20 protein-coding genes are annotated in these 24,104 nt (G+C 45.1%); 15 read left to right on the plus strand and 5 right to left on the minus strand.

Annotation, left to right across the window (positions count from 1 at the left end):
• Window positions 1-251 (minus strand): transposase (locus tag ACRD7P_RS08250; protein WP_430907071.1); only part of this gene is annotated, 251 nt, incomplete at its 3' end.
• Window positions 252-466: 215 nt separating this feature from the next.
• Between ACRD7P_RS08250 and ACRD7P_RS08255 the strand changes: the two genes are divergently transcribed.
• From ACRD7P_RS08255 to ACRD7P_RS08275, 5 genes are all read left to right on the plus strand, one after another.
• A complete protein-coding gene (locus tag ACRD7P_RS08255; RefSeq protein ID WP_430907072.1) occupies window positions 467-1,219 on the plus strand; it encodes a prolipoprotein diacylglyceryl transferase family protein in 753 nt (250 codons plus the stop codon).
• On the plus strand, window positions 1,212-2,606 hold the full coding sequence (locus ACRD7P_RS08260; RefSeq protein ID WP_430907073.1) for a radical SAM protein: 1,395 nt from the start codon (window positions 1,212-1,214) through the stop codon (window positions 2,604-2,606). Before ACRD7P_RS08255 ends, ACRD7P_RS08260 begins: the two co-directional genes overlap by 8 nt.
• Complete coding sequence (locus ACRD7P_RS08265) at window positions 2,603-2,788, plus strand: hypothetical protein (protein WP_430907074.1); 186 nt, start codon at window positions 2,603-2,605, stop codon at window positions 2,786-2,788. Before ACRD7P_RS08260 ends, ACRD7P_RS08265 begins: the two co-directional genes overlap by 4 nt.
• A gap of 7 nt (window positions 2,789-2,795) precedes the next feature.
• Complete coding sequence (locus tag ACRD7P_RS08270) at window positions 2,796-2,999, plus strand: hypothetical protein (RefSeq protein WP_430907075.1); 204 nt, start codon at window positions 2,796-2,798, stop codon at window positions 2,997-2,999.
• A gap of 202 nt (window positions 3,000-3,201) precedes the next feature.
• Complete coding sequence (locus ACRD7P_RS08275) at window positions 3,202-3,414, plus strand: hypothetical protein (protein WP_430907076.1); 213 nt, start codon at window positions 3,202-3,204, stop codon at window positions 3,412-3,414.
• A gap of 449 nt (window positions 3,415-3,863) precedes the next feature.
• On the opposite strand, the gene ACRD7P_RS08280 is transcribed toward ACRD7P_RS08275, so the two are convergent.
• Window positions 3,864-6,269, minus strand: coding sequence for an outer membrane beta-barrel family protein (locus ACRD7P_RS08280; protein ID WP_430907077.1), 2,406 nt, complete (start codon window positions 6,267-6,269; stop codon window positions 3,864-3,866).
• 188 nt (window positions 6,270-6,457) lie between these two features.
• Here ACRD7P_RS08280 and lepA point away from each other — a divergent pair, with 188 nt between their 5' ends.
• Entirely contained in the window at window positions 6,458-8,254 is a 1,797-nt protein-coding gene (gene lepA, locus ACRD7P_RS08285) for a translation elongation factor 4 (RefSeq protein WP_430907078.1), read from the plus strand.
• Window positions 8,255-8,297: 43 nt separating this feature from the next.
• Here lepA and ACRD7P_RS08290 read toward each other — a convergent pair whose 3' ends face one another.
• Complete coding sequence (locus ACRD7P_RS08290) at window positions 8,298-8,564, minus strand: hypothetical protein (RefSeq protein ID WP_430907079.1); 267 nt, start codon at window positions 8,562-8,564, stop codon at window positions 8,298-8,300.
• Window positions 8,565-8,742: 178 nt separating this feature from the next.
• Here ACRD7P_RS08290 and ACRD7P_RS08295 point away from each other — a divergent pair, with 178 nt between their 5' ends.
• Both ACRD7P_RS08295 and ACRD7P_RS08300 read left to right on the plus strand, forming a co-directional pair.
• Entirely contained in the window at window positions 8,743-8,976 is a 234-nt protein-coding gene (locus ACRD7P_RS08295) for a GTP-binding protein LepA (protein WP_430907080.1), read from the plus strand.
• A 298-nt stretch (window positions 8,977-9,274) separates the two neighbouring features.
• Window positions 9,275-10,912, plus strand: a complete 1,638-nt coding sequence (locus ACRD7P_RS08300; protein ID WP_430907081.1) for a DUF4038 domain-containing protein — start codon at window positions 9,275-9,277, stop codon at window positions 10,910-10,912.
• Between the two features lie 16 nt (window positions 10,913-10,928).
• Here ACRD7P_RS08300 and ACRD7P_RS08305 read toward each other — a convergent pair whose 3' ends face one another.
• Window positions 10,929-12,782, minus strand: coding sequence for a cation:proton antiporter (locus tag ACRD7P_RS08305; RefSeq protein ID WP_430907082.1), 1,854 nt, complete (start codon window positions 12,780-12,782; stop codon window positions 10,929-10,931).
• Window positions 12,783-12,888: 106 nt separating this feature from the next.
• Window positions 12,889-15,090, minus strand: a complete 2,202-nt coding sequence (locus ACRD7P_RS08310; protein WP_430907083.1) for an amino acid permease — start codon at window positions 15,088-15,090, stop codon at window positions 12,889-12,891.
• Between the two features lie 111 nt (window positions 15,091-15,201).
• Between ACRD7P_RS08310 and ACRD7P_RS08315 the strand changes: the two genes are divergently transcribed.
• The 7 genes from ACRD7P_RS08315 (at window position 15,202) to ACRD7P_RS08345 (ending at window position 24,091) form a co-directional block, all read left to right on the plus strand.
• The gene (locus ACRD7P_RS08315; protein ID WP_430907084.1) at window positions 15,202-16,062 is read left to right on the plus strand and encodes an MBL fold metallo-hydrolase; all 861 of its coding nucleotides are present in this window, start codon (window positions 15,202-15,204) and stop codon (window positions 16,060-16,062) included.
• Window positions 16,046-16,948, plus strand: a complete 903-nt coding sequence (locus ACRD7P_RS08320; protein WP_430907085.1) for an SMP-30/gluconolactonase/LRE family protein — start codon at window positions 16,046-16,048, stop codon at window positions 16,946-16,948. The genes ACRD7P_RS08315 and ACRD7P_RS08320 overlap by 17 nt, the downstream gene beginning before the upstream one ends.
• Before the next feature lie 17 nt (window positions 16,949-16,965).
• Entirely contained in the window at window positions 16,966-18,597 is a 1,632-nt protein-coding gene (locus ACRD7P_RS08325; protein ID WP_430907086.1) for a S8 family peptidase, read from the plus strand.
• A 229-nt stretch (window positions 18,598-18,826) separates the two neighbouring features.
• A complete protein-coding gene (locus ACRD7P_RS08330; RefSeq protein WP_430907087.1) occupies window positions 18,827-20,698 on the plus strand; it encodes a M1 family metallopeptidase in 1,872 nt (623 codons plus the stop codon).
• Window positions 20,699-20,736: 38 nt separating this feature from the next.
• The gene (rnpA, locus tag ACRD7P_RS08335; RefSeq protein WP_430907088.1) at window positions 20,737-21,123 is read left to right on the plus strand and encodes a ribonuclease P protein component; all 387 of its coding nucleotides are present in this window, start codon (window positions 20,737-20,739) and stop codon (window positions 21,121-21,123) included.
• A 106-nt stretch (window positions 21,124-21,229) separates the two neighbouring features.
• A complete protein-coding gene (locus ACRD7P_RS08340; RefSeq protein WP_430907089.1) occupies window positions 21,230-22,861 on the plus strand; it encodes a S41 family peptidase in 1,632 nt (543 codons plus the stop codon).
• A gap of 192 nt (window positions 22,862-23,053) precedes the next feature.
• Entirely contained in the window at window positions 23,054-24,091 is a 1,038-nt protein-coding gene (locus tag ACRD7P_RS08345) for a sugar phosphate isomerase/epimerase family protein (RefSeq protein ID WP_430907090.1), read from the plus strand.
• The last annotated feature ends 13 nt before the right edge of the window (window positions 24,092-24,104 follow it).

Below are 24,104 nucleotides of genomic sequence, written 5' to 3' on the forward strand. Positions count from 1 at the left end.
ACGCGTATTATACCGTTCTTCTGCAGGGCCTCGAAGACCTTGTCCAGGGTGCCGTTCTTCGACCATCTGTTCATCCTGGTATAGACCGTGTGCCAGTTCCCGAACCGTTCCGGGAGCGCACGCCACTTGCAACCCTGCTCGGCAACATACAATATGGCGTTCAGGACATCATGGTCCGAAAGTCTCACGTTGCCGCGTTTCACGGGCAAATGAGAGCTGATCGTTTCAAATTGGGTATCCGTCAATTCCATTTAACAAAGATACCTATTTTGTGTTAACACGCCCTAATAATTGTGATCAATGACTCCGTTACGTCGGCTCATTTTAGAAACTAACGGGCCACATTTTCTAAAATCACTGAAAACCATGAAGGCCCCTTGTTTTTACATCCTTACATTTGAAAACGATACGATACCGTTTCAAAGCCAAAGTGGTATAACACAAAACGGGTACTTTACAGATACATATGCCAGTTAACGGAACCATTCCTTACGAACCGTCCCTTTTCGGGACTCAGATAAACATACATCTGGTACTGGAATACGCTGCCTTTTTCGTCGCTTTTCGGTATTATGTATACCTTAGAAAACACCGTACGGACACGATTTCTTCCAACAACCGATTATCGATCATTATAGGAGCCATCTTTGGGGCCTTGTTCCTCTCCCGCTTGGTGGCGTTCATGGAAAATCCCCCCGTACACCTGCAACAGGGATGGATAGCGTTATTAAACAACAAAACGATTATGGGCGGGCTCTTTGGGGGACTTTTGGGCGTAGAACTGGCGAAAAAAGTCATTCGGGAAAAACAATCCTCGGGCGATTTGTTTACGTTTCCCATTATACTTGGCATTATCATCGGGCGTATCGGGTGTTTTTTGAGCGGAACCAAGGAATTTACATATGGTAAGGCCACAACCCTATTTCTCGGCATGGACCTTGGCGATGGCCTGCTCCGACATCCCATTGCTTTGTACGAGGTCGTTTTTCTAATACTACTGTTCGCCGGCTTAAAGCGGTTTGAAAAACGGTTCATCCGTTTTGAAGAAGGATTGCTTTTCAAGGTTTTTATGATCGCCTACTTTCTGTTTCGATTTTGTATCGAGTTTTTGAAACCCAATACATTTTTTATCTCAGGGCTCAGTAGCATCCAAATATTATGTTTAATTTGTTTACTGTATTATCAAAGAACCATACGCAACGCGCTATCCCATGGCTGAAAAAAACTATACCTATTACGATTTTACGTTGAGCCTATGCCCGGAATGCCTGCGTAGGGTGGATGCAAAAATCGTGTTCGAAAACGAAAAGGTGTACATGCTGAAGCATTGCAAGACCCATGGGCGCAGTAAGGTGCTCATTGCGGACGATATTGAATATTACAAGAACATACGCAATTATAACAAAGCTTCCGAATATCCGAAAACCTTCAATACCAAAACACACTATGGGTGCCCTTACGATTGTGGGCTTTGCCCGGACCATGAGCAACATTCCTGCCTTACCGTGGTAGAAGTTACCGACCGCTGTAACCTTACCTGCCCTACCTGCTATGCGGGATCGTCCCCCACTTACGGAAGACACCGGACCTTAGCGGAAATAAAATTGATGCTCGATGCGATCGTAAGAAATGAAGGAGAGCCCGATGTGGTTCAGATCAGCGGGGGGGAGCCTACGATACATCCAGAATTTTTTGAAATTTTGGACTATGCCAAATCGCTTCCGATACGCCATTTGATGGTCAATACCAATGGAATTAAAATAGCCAAGGACCTGGACTTTGCTAAAAAACTGGCGACCTATGCCCCCGATTTTGAAATATACCTGCAGTTCGATTCGTTGGACAATGCCGTGTTGCAAACGCTTCGGGGCGCCAATCTGGCGGAAACAAGGTTGCAAGCTTTGGAACACCTCAACCAACTCAATCTTTCCACCACCTTGGTCGTTACCTTGCAAAAGGGACTGAACGATCTTGAAATGGGGAAAACCATCGATTTTGCGGTCAAACAAAAGTGTGTTCGGGGCGTTACTTTTCAGCCCACACAAATTGCGGGAAGGTTGGAAAATTTCGATGCCGGGGAAAACCGGATCACCCTAACGGAGGTGCGCCGGAAAATTTTGGAGCAGTCCCCTATTTTTGAACCCGACGACCTGATTCCCGTACCCTGTAATCCTGATGCCCTGGTAATGGCCTATGCCCTAAAAATCGGAAACGAAGTGAGCCCCTTGACCCGCTTCATTAACCCGGACGACTTATTGAACGAGGGCAAGAATACCATTATCTATGAGCAAGATCACGAGCTACATGGTAAAATGATAGAGCTGTTCAGCACCGGTAATTCCGTGGAAAAAGCCTCGGAAAACCTGAAAAGCATCATGTGCTGTTTACCGGAAATCGATGCTCCGGAACTGGGGTACGATAATCTGTTCCGAATCATCATCATGCAATTTATAGATGCCCATAATTTTGATGTAAGGGCCATCAAAAAGTCCTGCGTACATATCGTGAACAAAGACTATCAAATTATACCCTTTGAGACCATGAACCTGTTCTACAGGGACGATAAGGTCGCGTACTTAAAACAACTACAGAACGAAATCGTATGAGCGCTATATTTCTTTTGTTGTTCGGACCGGCCTTGATATTTTTTATCGTTGCCCTGGTGAGTTTGGTCAAAAAGAAGAAAAAACGGGCAAAGATTTTTTTTATCCTTACCGGGGTCTACCTATTAATCAGTTTGGGTACCTGTGGCATCATGCTCGCCAACCTTTCGTTGGACGTCAAATAATAAAGATATGCGTATCCATTTGCCATTAGAGCTCTATTTTAGCGATGCCTTCGTTTTTGGAGTAGTAATGTTACTGCCCGGGTTTTTGTTTTTATTGATTGCCATCATCCTGTTGTTCACAAAAGATAAAAAATCGGCAAAAACGTTATTCATTATAGCGGGAATATGTTTTTTGGTATCGCTTGGGCTTTGTAGCATTGGAGGAATGTAGTTTAAGGGACCGATTACCACGCCATGCCCTTCAACTGGGGTTTTTAAAACGCTCGGCTACTGAATCGGTTCGGTAGTAAACTACCCCCCCCGGGGAAGCCCACGAGGCATTCGCAGGAAGCAAACGTTTAATTTCGAGGCAAGCCTTGAGGAATTAAATCCTTTGGCGGTGCCAATAAAATGTTTATTAAAATTGAGAACACATGTATATTGGTATTCCCTTGGAGGTAGGCAACCTTGATGGCTTACTGACCATCATTTTTCTAATCATGCTCGGACCGCCTTTGGTCCTTGTTTTAATAGGGGTTCTCTCCCAAAAAAAGAATAAAAAAATTGCCAAGGTATGCTATATTTTGGCGGGTGTCTATTTAGTGGTCAGCTTGGGAATATGCAGCGGTGCCCTGGGAGGGTTTTAATATATATCGGTTCATGGAAAAGGAATGAGATTCTTTTTAAACATTGAACTCATTTAGACTTTTTGGATTGAAGCGAAAATTATCCATTTTAAGTCCTGTTGAAGACTTTTTTGAGTTTCATAGCAGGGCTACGGGAGGAAAAAAAGACAGGGCCGAAAGAAAAAGCCAATGATTTGGCTTTTGATGAGGAGCCGGCCGGCGCGTCGAGCGAAAAGGGCAATTTTTTAGCCTCCCGACAGTTCGGGGAAAAAAGTCTAAATGAGTTCATTGTATCAGCGTAGTGGTAAAAAGCTGGCAGTAAAATGTTTAGTGATTCGTAAAGGTTGCCGAGGTATTGAAAATTATTTATTCCCAATACTCGTGGAGGAGAGGGTTTCGCTAAAGTGCAGGTTTTTAGCTAACGCCTGTGAACAACGAAGGGGTTTTACCATTTTAACTTTGAAATGGTATTAGATGCGTTTTTGTTCATCTACTTTTTTAGATTTCTTGTTGTTTTTGATGCCCGAGTCCCCAAACCGATACCGGAAGGCCAGCCGTAACAGGCGGTTTTCCCGTCTGATACTGGCGCTGTTATTTTGATCCAAAAATTGCCTGGTATCCAATAGATTGCCCTGATTAAAAATATCGACCACTTCGAGGGAAAAACTTCCTTTTTTGTTCCAAAGTGTCTTTCGAAATCCGATATTCAAGCCACTATACCCGTTTTGGCGGGTGTTTCCGACGATAACGGGAGTCTTATAAAAATAGAGAAGGTCGGCGGTCAAACTGCGATCTTCCAAAAATGAAAATGTATGGTTCGTTCTAAATGTCATAAGAACAATATCATTGTCGACTATCGTTCCCGATGTCAAATCCCGAAATCGGTTCGAATATGACGACCCCGACAGGGTCAGATAGGAACTCAACCGGTTTGTAAAATTCTTATTGATGGAAAAATCCGCCCCATAGGAAATATTGCGGATCAAGTTGGTACTTATAAACCGCAGCAAATTGGTTTCGTTGTCCTGAAAGACCTGGTTTCGAAATTGGTTTTTCTGAACTCTATAAAAAACATCAATGGTATAACTGCGATCAAACGTGTACCCCAGTTGTACATAATTCCGCACCGCGGGCAATAGGTTGGGGTTTCCCTCCTGAACGGAGTTGACGCTCTGAAAATACTGAAAGGGGTTGATAAGATTATATCTAGGCCTATTGATGCGCCGATAGTAGTACAGCAAAATACTGTTCTTTTTGCTGGGTAAAAAGTTTACGGAGAACGAGGGGAAAAGTTCAAAGTAGCTTCTACGATTTGTTTCCATCGCCGTGTTCAACTGCCCAACGGTTTTGGTAAACTCACCCCTAAGACCCATTTTTAGCTTCCATTTTGCCCAACTGGCATTGGTACTTAAATAGGCGGCATAAATATTTTCATCATAGTCAAAAGTGCCCGATTCGGTAGGGTCTATTCCTGGCTGGTCACGATCGAACCCTTCCTGTGAAATGGTACTCTGGGAATAGATTCCCGCATATCGCAAACCGGAAGTAAGCCTCCAAAAGGTATCCAATTTCACATTATAGTTGGACTGAAGGCTCCACAGATCGATCTTTTGCCGTGTTCCGGTCACAAAATTGTCTTGATCTGTAAGGGTACCGTTCGCATCAAAAAAATCGGTATCCAATTCCTGCTCCCGACTATCGTCATAACGGGTATAATGGGAATTCACCGAAATCGTTCCCCCTCCCTCTCCGGTACGGTGTGTCCAATCCAGATAGACCGAGTTATTCGATCTGTCGCCGGGCGTTTCGTTCAGACTGTTAAAGCTACGTTGCAGGTTTCCGTTAGGGTCATCGATCAGCGTTTCCGATTTGGCCATTTGATCTACTTTGGGCGCGTAGGTATTTATGGTAGAAATTCCGATGGTATTGTTTTTATCCACGGTAATGTCCAAAAAAGCGGTCAGGCTATGTTGGTTCTGCCTTCTTATGCGTTCTTGCTCCGTGGTCCAGGTCGACGCCACCGATCCGTTTTCGATAAAGTTGGCAACATCGGTATAGCGGGTCAGTTTCTTTGAGGAACCGTAACTGTAATTGATAGAAAGGTCCGTTTTGTTGCCCTTAAAATAATGGTCGGTACCAAGGGTGTATTTTGGAAAGACACCTTGGTCAAAACGCTTGAAAACAGATCCATTATACCTTGCTGTCAGGTTTTTGCTCATTTTAATGTTGATAAGCAATGCCCCCTCTGCACTATAGTTCGCCGGCGGGTTGGTAATAATTTCAATGGCCTCCACACTACTGGCGGAGGTCCCCGATAGCAGATCGATGAGTTCCTCCTTGGGCAGGTTTACCGGTCTGTCGTTGATCAGGACCTTAATGTCATCTTGCCCTTTCACCACAATTTTGTCCTGTAAGATCACTACCGAAGGAGTCCGTTTCAAAACGTCCCAAACATCGCTGTCCGTTAAGGAAGTATTAGCAATGGTAAAAACCAGGCGATCTACCTTCTGTTCAAAACGGGGCTGTTGCGAAACCACCACCACTTCGTCCAGCACCTGATTTGGCCGTAGCACAATTTCAAGTGCAGCCAAATCCTTTGCAATTTCCAAGATTTCCGGTTCGGATTCGTTTTCAATATAACTCGCTTTAATAAAATAGCTGCCCGGAACAATTTCCCCAATACTAAAAAAACCGTTTTCATCGGCAGCGGTCCCTTTGGCCACGGTGGTGTAACTGCTATCCAAAAGAAATATACTGGCAAAAGGAATGGTCTCCCCAGCTTCATCGACCACCTTACCTGAAATTTGGTGCAGCTGGGCCTGAAGCGAACAGCTTAACAGACCCGTAAAAAAAAGTGTTAATACAAAATTTCTCACATTTCAATATAACATGACATTAAAACTAACGTATTTTATCCGTAATTACCTACGTAAATGGTGGTCATTTTGAAAAATGGGGCTTTGCTCCCAATATTTGATATTATTGAAGAGGCCTAGCAATACCCTTTTGTTTTTGCGCTATCTTTGCAACGCGCATAAGCCCCTGCACTCGAAGCGTATAACATATGAAGCATATTCGTAATTTTTGTATCATCGCCCATATCGACCATGGGAAGAGTACCCTGGCGGACCGACTGTTGGACTTTACCGGTTCGGTGAGCGATCGGGAAAAAAAAGAACAATTGCTCGATAGTATGGATCTCGAGCGCGAACGGGGCATTACCATAAAAAGTCATGCCATTCAAATGGAGTACACCTATCAGGGCGAAGAATACGTTCTTAACCTTATCGATACTCCGGGACACGTAGATTTCTCCTACGAGGTTTCCCGTTCCATTGCGGCATGTGAGGGAGCACTTTTAGTGGTCGACGCGGCACAGAGCATTCAGGCACAGACCATTAGCAATCTTTATTTGGCGCTTGAAAACGACTTGGAAATTATTCCGGTACTCAACAAGGTAGATTTGCCCAGTGCCAGTCCGGAGGAAGTGACCGACGATATTGTGGACCTGCTCGGGTGTAAGGCCGAGGAGGTAATTCCTGCCAGTGCCAAAACGGGTATCGGCATCGAAGAAATATTGCAAGCGATCATTGAACGGATTCCCGCACCGGAAGGTGTTTCCGACGAGCCGTTGCAGGCATTGGTCTTTGATTCGGTCTACAATCCCTTTCGCGGTGTAGAAACCTATTTCAGGGTCATCAATGGCGAAATAAAAAAAGGACAAAAGATAAAGTTCGTTGCCACCGATAAAAGTTACTTTGCCGATGAGGTAGGTACCTTAAAACTGCAACAACACCCCAAACAAAGTATCAAGGCCGGGGATGTTGGTTACCTGATCACCGGTATAAAGGATGCCCGTGAGGTGAAAGTGGGCGATACCATTACCGATGCGGCACAGCCCACGCAAAACGCCATTGCCGGGTTCGAGGATGTAAAACCCATGGTCTTTGCCGGAATTTATCCTGTGGACACTGAGGATTTCGAGGAACTGCGTTCCTCTATGGAAAAACTACAGTTGAACGATGCCTCCTTGGTATTCTCCCCTGAAAGTAGCGCTGCCCTAGGTTTCGGATTCCGATGCGGTTTTTTGGGCATGCTCCATATGGAAATCATCCAAGAACGGCTGGAACGCGAGTTCAATATGACCGTTATCACTACGGTCCCCAACGTTAGCTATCATGCGTATACCCGAAAAGACCCGGACACCGCTTTGATCGTTAACAATCCTTCGGACCTTCCCGACCCTTCAACCATTGATCGCGTAGAGGAACCTTTTATAAAGGCAACGATTATTACCAAGTCTGATTTTGTGGGCAACGTGATGTCCTTATGTATCGATAAAAGAGGGTTGATCACCAACCAAACCTATTTGACCACGGATCGCGTAGAGCTCTCTTTCGATATGCCCTTGGCAGAAATCGTTTTTGATTTTTACGACCGCTTAAAAACGGTTTCAAAAGGGTACGCATCTTTCGATTATGCCCCTATAGGACTTCGGGCTTCCAAATTGGTACGGGTAGATATTTTATTGAACGCGCAGCCCGTAGATGCCCTATCGGCCCTAATCCACTTCGACAATTCGGTAACCATCGGAAAAAAGATGTGCGAAAAGTTAAAGGAACTCATTCCACGGCAACAATTCGATATCCCGATCCAAGCTGCTATTGGATCTAAAATAATTTCGCGGGAAACCATTAAGGCCCTTCGTAAGGACGTTACCGCAAAATGTTATGGTGGGGATATTTCCCGAAAACGAAAACTGTTGGAAAAGCAGAAAAAAGGAAAAAAACGCATGCGCCAAGTGGGCAATGTAGAAATCCCACAGCAGGCATTTATGGCGGTGCTGAAATTGAACGATTAAAAAAAAGGCCACTCTCAATTGAAAAGTGGCCCGAATGCTATTTCTAAAGTGGGTTGGATAGGACGTTTAACGCCTCGCATGTGCTATCGCCCAGCTGTTTTGGCGTTAAGCCTTCCAGTTCCGATTCTTGTAAGGTTTGCCAAACCCCGTCAACCGTTGGGGTGTAGGTGCCGTCTCCATTATCACAAATTTCAACAGAAACTTCCTGTGCCATGCAAGATTCACAACTGTAGCCACCATCAACATCACTGGAACAAGTACTAAAAGCAAAAGTTGCCGCTAGGGCCAAAAACAAAAATGATTTTTTCATAAGAATGGTATAATTGGTTTGAATTTTGCTCCCCATTAACAGGCTCATTACTACTATATTGCTTAAACGATTCCGTTTTTGATAATCCATCCGTAATTTTGAGAGGCTTTAATTAAGGGTCGGGCAATATTTCCTTTCCGAAAAGGTTATATATTGAGTTTTATTTTCCCCGATAGCTATGACATTTTATATTGCCCAGTTTACAGCAAAACATCGTATTATTCAATTGCCACAACATTCCGTTTTTATATGGAAACAAGAAAGTGGCGATGTTGATCTTCCCTTATTAAAAAACAAAATTAAACGGGAGTCCGCCGTTCATTTCTTTCAAATGGTCGCCGGGGAAACCTATCCGATAGCCGATGAGGACATTTCCGTCTCGGTAGAAAAAACCGCTCCTTTCTCGGGGTAAGGATGAGTACTTTACGTTAGCTTCTCTTGTTAAAATAAAGAAGTCCATGAACCAAACATCGGTGGTGTTAAGGATGGTTATTTATGCGTATTTCTGGTAATCTACAAGGCCCTTAATACTGCTATTAGGAGTTTTACGTCAAATTTCACACAAATTCCAACTTTTTGTCCGAAACCGAGAAAACCGACCGATGTTCCGGTATGAAGTCATTTTTAAAACGTTTCGCCGGGAAAGGGGCGTTAAAAAGGATGAAATAAAAAGAACTACCTTTAAACACCAACGCTCAATACGATTTGTAATGGTCTTTCTCAAATATGCTGTGATATGGTGTGTGCCCTTCGCGCTCTTTTCCCAAAACACCGCTCCCAAAATTCCACAGTGGAATACCGTGGAATTGAACTTAAAGGCTGAAAACAACTACAACAACCCCTATACGGATGTAGATGTCTGGGCACAATTTTACAACGCAAAGGGCGACACGCTCGTACGCCCCGCCTTTTGGGACGGTGATAATAGTTGGAAACTCCGCTTTTCGCCACCTGATTCAACAGGACGATGGCAATGGCGCTCGAGTTGTAGTAATGACCAAGATAAAGGCCTACACGGTGTTTCCGGTGCTTTTTTTGCTACAACATATTTGGGTGAAAATAAGCTGTTAAGGGAAGGACCTTTACAAATATCGCCCGGGAAGCGAAACCTGATACATGAATCCGGAAAATCATTTTTAATGACCGCGGACACCCCGTGGGCCCTTCCTTTTAGGGCAACAAAAGAGCAAGCACGCATATACGCAAAAAATAGAAGGGAAAAAGGGTTTAACATGGTGCTTTTAATGACCCTCCAACCCGACACCCAAGCAAAGGGACCAAACAAGAGAAATACGGACCAGGGCTTTAAAAGAGCTTTCAAGGATATTTCCCTAGGGCATCTCAATCAAATAAACGTATCTTATTTTCAGTATTTTGATGGCCTCGTCGATATCCTTATCGCAAACGAACTGGTTCCGGTCTTTCAACCTGTTTTTCAAGGTTTCGGATGGAAGGGGTTAGCCGTCTTGGGCACCAGCGTGCAACCGGAGGAATACGTTCGATATGTAAAGTACCTTCTGGCCAGATACGGCAGTAACCCGGCCCTTTGGTTAATTTCAGCAGATCATGATGGCAACGATCCTGGGGTTGAGCTGAGTGGTGAAATGTTACAGCAATGGGATTGCTACCAACAGCCGGTGGGCCTCCATTATAGCCCATGTGATGATTTTGTGGCCGAATGGTCAAAAAACGACCCCAACAAACGTTGTATGCACTTTAACAAGTCGCATCAGGACAAAGAATGGGTCGATTTTCAATGGGCACAGACCGGCCACGGCAAAACACATCAATACCATAAAGTAGCGGCGATGTACGATAATGTCCCCACAAAGGCCGTTGCCAATGGAGAACCCACTTATGAGGGAATGAACGGCGGCCAAAACGGTTGTGGGTGGTGGCAAGGGCAAGACGCATGGATGCAACTCATGTATGGCGGTACTATGGGCATCGTTTATGGGGCGGCGAGCCTTTGGCAATGGAAAATTACCGGTGCCGAAACCGGATGGGACCCTTGGTCCGATCAAATGGTATCATGGGAAGAGGCTTTGCACCTTGATGGTGCGACTTATGCTGGAACGGTCGGTAAAATTTTAAAAGGTGTCGATTTTACGGACATCCAAAAACGATGGGATATGGCTAACGGAAAACCATTACTCATGAAAGAGGGGGAAGTATACCTGTCATATCTCGAAAACGGAGGGAAGATTACGATAGAAAACGTTCCGCAAAAACTAAATTACCGATGGATCGATCCCAGAACAGGAATTCCCAAAAAAATAGGGAAGGTTACCAGCAACACCTTTAGTGCTCCCAATACCGATCCTTGGGTGCTTTTAATCACGTTCTAGCTGTTTCAAAACTTATTCAGTTTCCCGAAGATTCTTCTACCAAAAGTTCCATGTCGAATACCTTGCCCATATAAACCAATTTAAACCCTTCGGTAATATTGTCGATTTCAGTGGCGTATGAAGGAATAATAATCAAATTGCCATCCGGTGTCTTTAGAAAGATAGGGATGATGTCGTCGTCGTCTTTGGTAAAGGCGATAAGTTCCTCAAAATGTTCCTGATTCTTTAAATCGATTTCATTTATTGCAGGATAGTTCCGTGTAGCCTCCATAAGCTTTATAAAATCATCGGTATGTGAAAAAAGGCCCTCCCTAGGGTTATTTTCCGGATCGTTCATTTCGTCAGCATTGACTAGGCGGAAAAACCCGTTCTCGCCGAATTGTTCCTTGAACCGATCGATAGCGAATTGATTGATATCCGAATTGCCGGTAAGGGCCATCAAATAGCCTACGTTACTAAGCTCGAGGTTGTCCGAAAGATTATCGGAATAAATGTTGGCGTTTACAGCTTGTAATCCCAACTTTTTGGCTTTTTCAATATGGTTCCGGTTGTTATCGATCAACACGACATGTCGTCCGTTCTTATGAAGATATTCCGCTATCAAACGGGAAACTTTGGAAGCCCCGATAATCAATATCCCCTCCGATTTTCTTAAAAACACTCCGATCGCCTTGGCAAACAACCTAGCGGTAGTGGCGTTTAACAGTACCGTTCCCAAAACGATCACGAACACCAAGGGCGTAATATACTCGGCACCGGGTTCCCCGTTGGCAAGCAATTTGGAACCGAACAGGGATGCAATTCCCGCAGCTACGATACCCCTTGGTCCTACCCAACCGATAAACAGTTTTTCATTAAACTTTAAATTCGATCCTGCCGCACTCAAAAAAACGCCCAAAGGTCGGATGACGAACACAATGATCAAAAACAGTCCCAAAGTTTCCCAATTGTAGATCAACTCCAAATCGCTGATATTAATATTGGCCGCCAACAAAATGAACAAAATGGAGATGAGCAACACGCTAAGGGATTCCTTAAAATACAACAGTTCCTTTAGGTTCGGCAAATTCATGTTTCCCATCACCATTCCCATGACCACGACCGCCAAAAGCCCCGATTCGTGTGCAAAAATATCGGACTCCACAAATACCAATAACACTACCGATAACGATACTACGTTCAATAAATAATGCGGAATAAAGTTCTTTTTAATGGCAAAGGCCAAGGCATGGGCAAACGTGAAACCGAAGGTAAAACCGAACAATAAAATTTTTCCAAACTCGATAAGGGCCATTTGAGTATACCCCTGCCCCTCGCCGACACTGATAAACTCGAACACCAGCACGGCCGCCAAGGCCCCGATAGGGTCTATTAGAATACCTTCCCATTTCAAAACCGCCGAAACATCCTTTTTCAAGGGAATATTTCTTAAAATAGGGGTGATGACCGTAGGACCGGTAACAATGATCAATGCGGAAAACAAAAAGGAAATCTGCCAACTGAGTACAAAAATATAATGTGCGGCAAGTCCGGCCCCAAAAAAGGTGACCAAACTGCCCAAGGTGATCAATTTGGTAATTACCGGGCCTACATTACGGATTTCCGACTGCTTTAACGTCAGGCCGCCCTCAAACAGAATAATACTAATGGCCAAGGATACGAAATAATAAAGGCCATCACCGGGGAAAAGTCCGGCGCTCCCGTTCCATATCGGTTCGATCAATTTTTGCCCATCATCCGTGTAGAGCGTGGCGAGCGGCCCTACTAAAAGACCGATCAGTATTAGAGGTAAAATAGCCGGTAATTTCAGCCGCCAAGCGACCCATTGTGCGATAATTCCTAAAATAATGATTCCGGCAAGCTCGAGCATGGTTCCAATTTTAAACTAAAAATAGTGATTTCTGGCCTAGTGTTCACAGCGAAAGTACAGCCAAACAGCCTTTGGGAAAGAAAATAAAAAAGTAGCGCCTGTTCGTTTAGTCCCGCATGGTCAACCGCAATACCGAACAGGCCGATTGTTCGGTAAACCGGTCCTTCCCGGTCCCGAACAGCACGCTAATCCAATTGTCCTTTTGTGGAGTACCCAAAATCAGCAGATCAAAACTTGCCGATTTTTTAGAGATTGTGGCAATAGGATCGTCGTCCTTTTCGATGACGACCTTGCTTTTGGTGTCCACTTTTTTCAATAAGGTAGTGGCATGTTCCTCCATGGCGGTAATTTCCGCATCCGGTGTTTTTTCCGGAACTACATGCAATAAGGTTAAGGAAGCGTTGTAAAAGTGGCAGATACGATCTGCCACGGCAATAAAATTCTTGTCTTTTCGCCCTGGACGCAATGCCAATAAAACTTTACCGATATGCCGTACCCCATCATCCTTAAAAAGGGCAAAATCGGAATTGATATGGGTCAGCAACCAACCGATAGGGTTGCTCACTAAAATACCGCTATGGGCACGACCGTTCCACCCCATGACCAACCAATCGCAATGGGTCTGATTACTAAGCTCATGAATGGTATCGGACATTTCATGGGTTACCGCCGACTCAAAATCGATGGCCACCTCCTTGGCCTCCGCCAATCTGGAAATCCGACGTTCCAACGACACCACTTTGGGGTTCTCCTCTGCCATGGCATCCAAAAAGGTCTGGTTGGGAACCTCGGTGATGTTCACTACCTGAACCGTATCCCGCTTATTGATCGCGGTCGCAATTTCTACCAACATTTCGGGAGAAGCCTCATTCCCGAGCAAGGGCACCACCACCCCGGCATTGGACATCAACTTTCCGTCCAAGTTTTTGTTTTCGTTGTTTTGGTTGCTGCGATAGGTAATCTCCTGTTGTCCCTTTCTTTTGTAAAACAGATACAATGCCGGCCTGTGGCCATATTTTCTTAAAATTCCCGTACGGGTGGCATTCTTTCCAAACTTTAAATAAATGATCGCGCCCAACACAAAAATGGCTACGATGGCCAGCATTGGCCCAAGACCCAGAAAAATAAGGAGCGCCACACCACTAAAGATACCGAACAACTGTACAAAGGGATATAAGGGTGAACGGTACGGAGGGCGATACCATTGCGCGGAGGTTTCCCGGAGCACGATCACACATGCATTTACAAAAATGAACATCATCACCATAAAGGCACTGGCCAATTTTGCGATTTTTTCGACATCCAGAAACAAAATTACCAAAGCCATAACCGTACAGGTCATGATAATGGTCACCACAGGGGTCAAGTATTTGGAATGTATCTTGCCCATCCAATCGGGCAATAACTTGTCTATGGCCATGGCGAATGGAAAGCGCGAAGCTGCTAAAACTCCAGAATTCGCCATAGAAATCAATGTGATCACACCGATCATCGCCGCGGCATATCCGATATAGGTACCTCCCAACATATGGGCTATAGTGTAAATTGGTTTGATATCCGTAGAAAGGGAATCCAAGGGAATATTTCCGACCAGCACAAAGGCCATAAACACATAAATACTGGTCATGATCAATAGCGATAAGATCATGGCCAAAGGCAGGTTCCTGCTCGGGTTCTTAATTTCACCGGCAATGGCAGCAACTTTGGTCACCCCCGCATAGGAAATGTATACGAAGGCCACCGTAGAAAATAGGCCCATTTTTCCTTCCGATAAAAAGGGGTCCAACAGAGATGCCTTTACATTGGGGAGCCCAAAAAGTAAAATTAGGCCAAGGGTAACAATGCTTATGGTAACGATCACCAATTGCACCTTTCCTACTTTTTTAACACCGAGAATGTTCAGAAACAGGATGAGGACCAAAAAAAATACTGCGATATACTTGGTCAGCCCCAACTCAATATTGGCCAATATAGATAAATAGGCCCCAAACCCGACAAGTGCAAAAGCCGATTTTAGCAACAGGGAAAGCCATAGTCCGATGCCGGCAATGGTTCCGAAAAGTGGTCCAAAAGCACGTTCAATATACACATAAGTACCACCCGAAGAGGGCATTGCGGTGGCCAATTCCGATTTTGAAAGGGCGGCAGGTAGAATACATACCGCAGCCAGTAAATAGGCCAGCCAAACCGAAGAACCTGTTTTCGCCGCGGCGAGCCCTGGAAGCACAAAAATACCGCTGCCCAGCATTCCGCCGATACTAATGGCGATAACGGCGGTCAGGGATAGACTACGTTCGAGTTTTTTCAACGGTTTCGTTCGTTTTGCGCTAAAATAGGGCTTTTAAAACGAATACCGTAGCGTTGAAATAAGTGTTAAAGCGGTATCGGATTTTAGGACGGTTTGCCTAATTTGCCGTTTATGCGACTCTACCCTATTGAAACCGGAAATTTTAAGCTCGATGGTGGTGCCATGTTCGGTGTGGTGCCCAAAGCCATTTGGCAGCGCACCAACCCTGCCGATAGCAATAATAGAATTGATATCGCCGCGCGCAGTCTGTTGATCGAAACGGGAAATCGGTTGATCTTGATCGACGCCGGAATGGGAAACAAACAATCCGATAAATTTTTTGGGCATTATGCCAAGTGGGGAAATCATACCTTGGACACGTCACTTGCGCAATATGGGTTTCACCGAAACGATATTACCGACGTGTTTTTGACCCACCTTCACTTCGACCATTGCGGGGGATGTATTCAATGGAACAAGGACCGGACAGGCTATGAGCCTACTTTTAAAAATGCGGCATTTTGGACGAATAAGGACCATTGGCAGTGGGCCACCAAACCCAACGCAAGGGAAAAAGCATCTTTTTTGACCGAAAACCTGATTCCGATGCAAGAAAGTGGACAACTCCAATTTGTGCATAAAGGCGACCAAGCCTTTGTTCCGGAATCGGAATTGGGCTTTGGCATTCTGTTCGTGGATGGCCATACCGATAAACAAATGCTCCCGCACATTTCATACCAAGGGAAAACCATCGTTTTTGTGGCGGACCTCATCCCTACCGTCGGGCACATACCCTTACCCTATGTTATGGGATACGATACCCGACCATTGCTCACTTTGAACGAAAAAGCACTTTTTTTGGAACAAGCTGTGGCACAGGAGTATTTCCTATTTTTCGAACACGACGCCCACAACGAAATTTGTACCTTGCAACATACCGTAAAAGGTGTCCGACTAAACACAACCCTAGCCTTTGATGCGCTTTTCAATTAATTTTCCAAAACGGCCGATTTTCTTTTTTCTATGCAGCCTTCCATTGGTTTCCTGTGGTACGCAACAATTGAAAAGCTCCGATTTTACCGAGGCCTTTGCCTTTACCAAAGGAATTGAGGGGCCCGCGGTGGATGGAAAAGGAAATTTATATGCCGTCAATTTTAAGGAAGAAGGAACTATAGGGATCGTAAACGCCAAAGGGAAAGGACGCATTTTTCTGAAATTACCGAACAATAGCCTAGGCAACGGTATCCGTTTTGATAGGGCCGGAAACATGTTCGTTGCCGACTATGTGAGCCATACCGTTTATAAAGTTCCAAAAGGGACCAACACACCTTTGGTTTGGGTTCGCGAGCCTAAAATGAACCAGCCGAACGACTTGGTCGTAGTAGCCGACGGAACGCTGTATTTATCCGATCCGGACTGGAAAAACAAGAACGGCAAGCTATGGATGGTGGACCCTGAAAAGAAAGTCATTCTTTTAGAAGATAACATGGGCACTACGAATGGTTTGGAGGTGGACCCGTCGGGAAAATTCTTGTACGTAAACGAATCGGTACAACGAACGATATGGCGCTACCAAATCAGGGAAAACGGGCGGTTGTTCGACAAAACCCGCTTCATGACGTTTCCCGATTTTGGACTGGACGGCATGCGTTGCGATGAAAAGGGCAATTTGTATATTACCCGGCATGGAAAGGGAACGGTTCTTATCGTTTCACCAGATAAAGAAATCATAAAAGAAGTAGAATTAAAGGGAAAAAAGCCCTCAAACATTACCTTTGGCGGTAAAAATGGTCGAACATGCTATGTTACCATGGCGGACCGGGGCTGTTTTGAACAATTCAGGGCGCCCTATAAAGGGGCCTACTTTCGAAAAGAATAATTTAAATTTTTAAGGATATGACATTGACGTTTTCAAGAATTCTTGGGCTTTCGGCAACAACATTTTTAATGGGCTGTGGCGCTACCTCCCTGGTATCGACACCGATAGCCAATATCGATTCCACTCCGCTAAAAATAGCCGAACTTTCAGAAACGGAAAAACGAAATTGGGGTCACCTGGACCTCGTTACCGATACCATACCCGGTATGAGTGTCGACAAAGCCTATGCCGAACTTATCGGAAATAAAAAGGGAACCAAGGTCATCGTTGCCATACTGGACTCCGGAATGGACCTAAAACACGAAGATCTGGTTAACGTGCTATGGACAAATACGGACGAAAAACCGGGCAACGGTAAAGATGACGATGGAAATGGCTATGTGGACGATGTTCACGGTTATGATTTTTTGGGACCCAGTTACAATGAACAATTGGAGGCCGCACGTATACTTCGGCTCCAAATCGGTGACGCCGAAATGCAGGCAAAAGCAAAACAAAAGATTGATGCGGACACCCAAAAATACCTTGGATACAAAAACCAGCTCGATCAAATGTATCCCGCCATTGAAAATGCGGACAAGGCCATCGCCGCCCATTTGGGTAAAAAAGACTACACCAAAAAAGAAGTTTCGGCCATAGAAACGCAGGACCAATCGTTATTGCAAAGCAAATCGATCATATCGCAAATGTTCCAATACGGAGATTCCATATCCGATGTTCTAGAAGATATGAAAGGGGATCTCACCAGTATCGGAGAACAATTGAACTATAATCTAAAAGTAGATTTTGATGGTAGAAAAGCCGTTGGCGACGACCCTTACGACTTTAACGATCGTGGTTATGGCGACGGCGATCCTCAAAACACGGTGGACGACGAAAGTCACGGCACCCATGTAGCGGGAATCGTAGGTGCGCAACGCAATAACGGAAAAGGGGCCAACGGAATCGCCAATAATGTTGCCCTAATGAGCATTCGTGCCGTTCCCAATGGTGATGAATACGATAAGGATATCGCCCTTGGTATTCGCTACGCTGTGGACAACGGTGCCAAGATAATCAACGGTAGTTTTGGAAAAGCGTTTTCGCCAAATGCTGAATGGGTGTACGATGCCATCAAATATGCCGCGGAAAAGGATGTGTTGATCGTGCACGCCGCAGGTAACGATGGAAAAGACCTTGATGATACCACAAATACGAATTATCCCAATGATCACAAATACGGTTCGGGCGGTGAAATTGCCAACAACTTTATAGAAGTAGGTGCCCTAACATCAAAATATGGTTCGGAGATGGTCGCTAGTTTCTCTAACTATGGAGGAAAAAATGTGGACGTGTTCGCGCCGGGAGGAAAAATCTATTCCACCATGCCGGGCAGCAAATACGATTTTAACAGTGGTACGTCCATGGCCGCTCCGGGAGTTGCGGGGGTAGCTGCCTTGATCCGTTCGCAATATCCAAAGCTGAGCGCCGCCCAGGTAAAAAAGATCATCCTGCAATCGGGACTGTCCCCAAAGGCGGAAGTAATTTTAGGCGGAGATACGGCCAAGACCGCTTCGCTAAACGAAATTTCAACATCGGGACGTATCGTAAATGCCTACAATGCCCTGATTATGGCCGCGGCAGTGGACTCGGGAAAAATGACCTTGTAATCCATTCGTTTGGTTAAGCCCGGATTATGCATTAAAACTTCGCAATGAAGCTTTTAGCCGCGATAAAATATGACATTTTATGAATGTAAGCATAGCCCCGAAACTTCGGGGCTACGGTTACATTTAAAAATGTAGCGCAGCACCATAGTTTGAAGTAGCTGGAGGCTGTAATAGATTTTCTAATGCACAAAGCGGGTTAAATTCCGTTTTTCATAAATATCCTAATATAATGAAATACAAAATTCTAAAAACCACCTCGTTCCTTGCCTTTGTCATTCAGGTCGGTACCGCCTTTGCACAACCTATCGATGGTTATTGGCAGCAACATGTGGACTACAACATGGAAGTGCAGATAGATGTGGAAACCTACCGCTACGAGGGCACGCAGAAGCTGGTCTATACCAACAATTCCCCAGATGCCTTGAGCCGGGTCTATTTTCATTTGTATTTCAATGCTTTTCAACCGGGCAGTGAAATGGATATGCGCCTGCAAAGCATTACAGATCCCGATAGCCGTATGATCAACGCCGATCGTACTAGCCGGATAGCAAGTCTGTCGGACACTGAAATCGGATTTCTGCATTGCGAATCCCTCACCCAGGATGGGCAAAAAGTGTCCTTTCAAGAAGAAGGCACGGTGCTGGTCGTAGATTTGGCAAAGGCCATTGGCCCCGGTGAAAAAAGCACTTTCGATATGGACTTTAAAGGTCAAGTGCCTTTACAAATTCGCCGATCGGGCCGCAATAGTGCCGAAGGCGTTGCGCTTTCTATGAGCCAATGGTATCCAAAACTTGCCGAATATGACAGGGAAGGGTGGCATGCGAACCCCTATATCGCCCGTGAATTTCATGGGGTTTGGGGCGATTTTGATGTAAAACTCACCCTTGATAAAAATTTTACGGTCGGGGGAAGCGGTTACCTGCAAAACCCACAAGAAATTGGTCATGGCTATGAAGCTCCGGGAACAAGAGTAAAGAAGGCCAAGGGCAAAACGCTGACCTGGCATTTTAAGGCGCCCAAGGTACACGACTTTATGTGGGCGGCGGACCCGGACTATGTACATGATACGCTACAAGTAGTGAATGGGCCCATGCTCCATTTCCTATATAAGAATAACGAGAAAATTGTGGATAACTGGAAAAAGCTACAGCCAAAAACGGCAGAACTCATGCAGTTCTTCAATAGTAACATTGGGGCCTATCCTTACGACCAATATTCCGTAATACAGGGAGGTGACGGTGGAATGGAGTATGCCATGAGTACCTTGATTACCGGAAACCGAAAGTTTGGTAGCTTGGTAGGGGTTACCGCCCATGAAATGGCGCACTCTTGGTTTCAACATATTCTTGCGACCAACGAGGCAAAACACGAATGGATGGATGAAGGGTTTACCACCTTTATTTCTTCCCTGGCCATGAACCAAGTTATGAATCAAGGAAAGCCGAACCCGTTCGAAGACACCTACAATGGGTATTACAATCTTGTAGCTTCAGGGCAGGAACAACCGCAGACCACCCATTCCGATCGCTACGCAAGTAATTTTGCGTATGGAATTTCGGCATATAACAAAGGCTCTGTTTTTTTATCACAACTTGGGTATATCATTGGGCAAAACGAGCTTATGGAAACCCTAAGGCAGTATTATCGGGATTTCAAGTTCAAACATCCGGTGCCCAACGATATCAAACGAACGGCCGAAAAAGTATCGGGCATGGAACTGGATTGGTATCTTACCGATTGGACACAGACCACCAACACCATCGATTACGGAATAAAAAACGTAACCACAAGTGATGGGAAAACCAAAATAACCTTGGAGCGTATCGGTTTGATGCCAATGCCGATCGATGTTCTAGTGGTTTATAAGGACGGTACACAGGAAACCTTTTACGCCCCATTGCAAATGATGCGGGGCGAAAAAGAAAACCCCTATCCGCAGTTGGAGCGTACGGTTTTACCCGACTGGCCGTGGGCGTTTTCAGAATATGTTTTTGAAATCGATACGCCCATGGAGAACGTCGAGGGCATTCTGATCGACCCTTCGCAGCTCATGGCGGACGTAAATGCACAAAATAATTTTTACCCCACCCAAACACCCTGAACAAATCCGTTCCAATCGTTTAAAGAAGTATCGGAAGTATGTCAAAACCCGCCCTTGGTTTTTCCAAGAACGAAAAGTTAAAAAGTAGAAAATCCATTGAACGGCTTTTTGTCGAGGGCAATTCGGTGTCGAAGTATCCCATAAAACTAATGTACATCGCGGCGGACCCTGATCAACAGGCGCCAATAGTGGCCGGGGTCACCGTCCCAAAACGAAACTTTAAGAGCGCCGTAAAGCGAAACCGTATAAAAAGATTGCTTCGGGAAGGCTATCGTTTGAACAAAGCGCTGGTTTTTAACAATACGGAAAGAAGATTTGCGTTCCTATTTTTATACCTTGGTAAAGAGGAACCGACCTTTGAAAGAATATCGGAGGCCATGAAAAAAGTATTGACCCGTTTTATTGATGAAGCGGAGCGGCGCTAATGAGGTGGTTTAACCTTTTTCAATAGTATTGTTCCTATAAATCTGATCAAGTTTCAAAAATGCGTTGTTCCGTACATTCGGAACAGGACATCAAAACCCAGCGAACATGACAAAACCGATCCGCAAAAAAGTTTTCATTTCCATTTTTGCACTATCCATTTTTTTTGCCGGTACCGGCTTTGTTAAAAGTGATTTCTTCGAAATCGCGAAACAGATCGAAATATTTACGACCCTGTTCAAGGAGTTGAACATGAACTATGTGGATGAGACCAATCCGGCCGCTTTAATGGATACCGCCATTAAAAACATGCTCGACGATCTGGACCCCTATACCAAGTTCCTGAACGAACAAGATGTGGAGGCCTATCGTATCAACAACGCAGGGGCTTACTCCGGTATCGGGGCAACGGTACGGTCCTATAAGGATAAGCTCGTCATCATAGAGCCCCATCAAGGATACCCTGCGGACAAGGCCGGTTTAAAAGCGGGAGACGAGATCATAAAGATCGGCGATATCGTAGTGGCCGATTTTGAGGACAATGCCAGTGAGCTGCTAAAAGGCGCGAACAACACCACCCTTGAAGTAACGTACAGAAGGCAGGGGAAAACAAAAACGACAAAAATTTCCAGGGCCGCTGTCGAGGTCGATGCGGTACCTTTTTACGAAATGGTAAACGCACAAACGGGATACATCGTACTATCAAAATTTAACGCAAAAGCTTCAAGTCAGACCAAAGAGGCATTGCTCGATCTAAAGGAAAAAGGCGCGCAAAAAATCGTTTTAGATCTTCGGGGAAATCCCGGAGGGCTGCTGTCCGAAGCCATCAATGTTACCAATCTCTTTATTCCCAAAGGAGAATTGATCGTGACCACAAAAAGTAAGGTGAAAAAATTCAATAGGGAATACAAGACCAAAAACAAGGCTGTTGATACTGAAATTCCATTGGTCGTTTTAGTGGACGGCTCCAGCGCATCGGCCAGCGAAATTGTTTCGGGCAGTCTGCAGGACTTAGATCGTGCGGTGGTCATGGGGGCCAGAAGTTTTGGAAAAGGCTTGGTACAACGCCCTATGAAGCTCACCTATGGCACCCAATTAAAAGTAACCATTAGCCGTTACTACACCCCCTCTGGAAGGTGTATACAATCCTTGGATTACTGGAACCGCGATGCCGACGGAAAAGCGGTCAAAAATACCGCATTCAAAGATTTTAAAACACGTAAAGGTAGAAAGGTACAAGACGGAGGTGGTGTACTTCCCGATGTGGAAATCGCTTCGGTAAAAGCCAATGAACTGACCGTGGCCCTATTGAACAACAGTGTTATCTTCGACTATGCCACTCAGTATTATTACCGCAATCAACTGAGCGATATCGAAAACTTTACATTTACCGATGCCGACTACAAAGCGTTTAAGACCTATGTGTCCGACAGCGATTTTTCGTTTGAGACCAAAACCGAAAAAGCCCTAAAAAACGCGTTGACGGCAAAGGAAAAAGTCATTTTTAACGAGACCATAGAAAGTGATTTTGAAGCATTGCTTACCAATATCGAACAAAGTAAACTTTCGGCCTTGGGTACCTACCAACGTGAAATTCAAAAGAAATTGGAGGACGAAATCGTAAAACGCTATTTTTACCGGGAAGGGCTCTACCAATACTATCTTAAAAATGATGAGGCCATACTGGCCGCCACCGAACTTTTGGCCGACTCCTCTAAATACAATGGCATACTGCAATAAGATTGTCCGTGTTTGGGTTGTCGTAAGGTATCCCTCAAAAAAACAATGGTAATTTTGTTACCCATTGGGCGCCCTGGAGCGCCCAATTTCATTATAGTTTTATCGCGCCGCTTAAACGTTTCAGTAATATCCTCCCCGCTTCTGACAAAATCCGATTTAGAATTTCCGTAACTTAGGTCTATATTGCTCAACATGAAAGGACCCGGTATTTTTTTAGCGCAATTCGCGGACGATATTCCGCCGTTCAATACCATTGCCGATATGGCTAAATGGGCGTCCGATTTAGGGTATAAAGGGGTACAGATACCCACCTGGGACACACGGCTTTTCGATTTGGAAACGGCCGCTTCCTCAAAAACCTATTGCGACGATTACAATGGAATTTTGGCCGAAAACGGGCTTCAAGCCTGCGAACTGGCCTCTTACCTGCAGGGGCAGGTTTTGGCCATGCACCCTGCCTACCAAAAATTGTTTCAGGCATTTTATCCAAAAGGACTAAATGCAAAAGAGGCTATGGTATGGGCCACGGACCAACTTCAAAAAACCATAAGCGCCTCGGTACATTTCGGCACCGATAATATTTCCGTAATGTCCGGTGGCCTCGCTTGGCCCTATATTTATCCTTGGCCGCAGCGTTCGGCGGGCCTGGTAGATGATGCCTTTAAAGAACTGGCCAAACGTTGGTTGCCCATCTTGGATATGGCACAAGAGCATCAAATTACGTTCGGTTACGAACTGCATCCGGGATCGGATCTATATGATGGCGCTACCTATCAACGCTTTTTAGAAGAAACCAATGGGCATCCCGCCGCTTGTTTGACCTATGATGCAAGTCACTTTTTATTGCAACAATTGGACTATATCGAATTCATCAAATATTTCAAGGACCGTATCAAGGCCTTTCATGTAAAGGACGCCGAATTTCGACCCGATGGCATGACCGGTGTCTATGGCGGTTACCAAGATTGGAAAAAACGAGCGGGCCGTTTTCGATCTCTAGGGGACGGACAAGTAGATTTCAAACAGCTATTTACCCTTCTGACCGATGCCGGTTTCGATGGTTGGGCCATTATGGAATGGGAGTGTTGTATCAAAAGCTCCGACCAAGGGGCCTTGGAGGGAGCCCCTTTCATTAAAGCTCATATGATCAAGGCTTCGGAAAGGTCCTTCGATGATTTTGCCAAAAGCGATACCGATACCGACCTGAACAAAACCATTCTGGGCATCTAACGATTCAACACAA

It is taken from the genome of Maribacter sp. 2-571 (genome assembly GCF_050589625.1).
Taxonomy (GTDB): domain Bacteria; phylum Bacteroidota; class Bacteroidia; order Flavobacteriales; family Flavobacteriaceae; genus Pelagihabitans.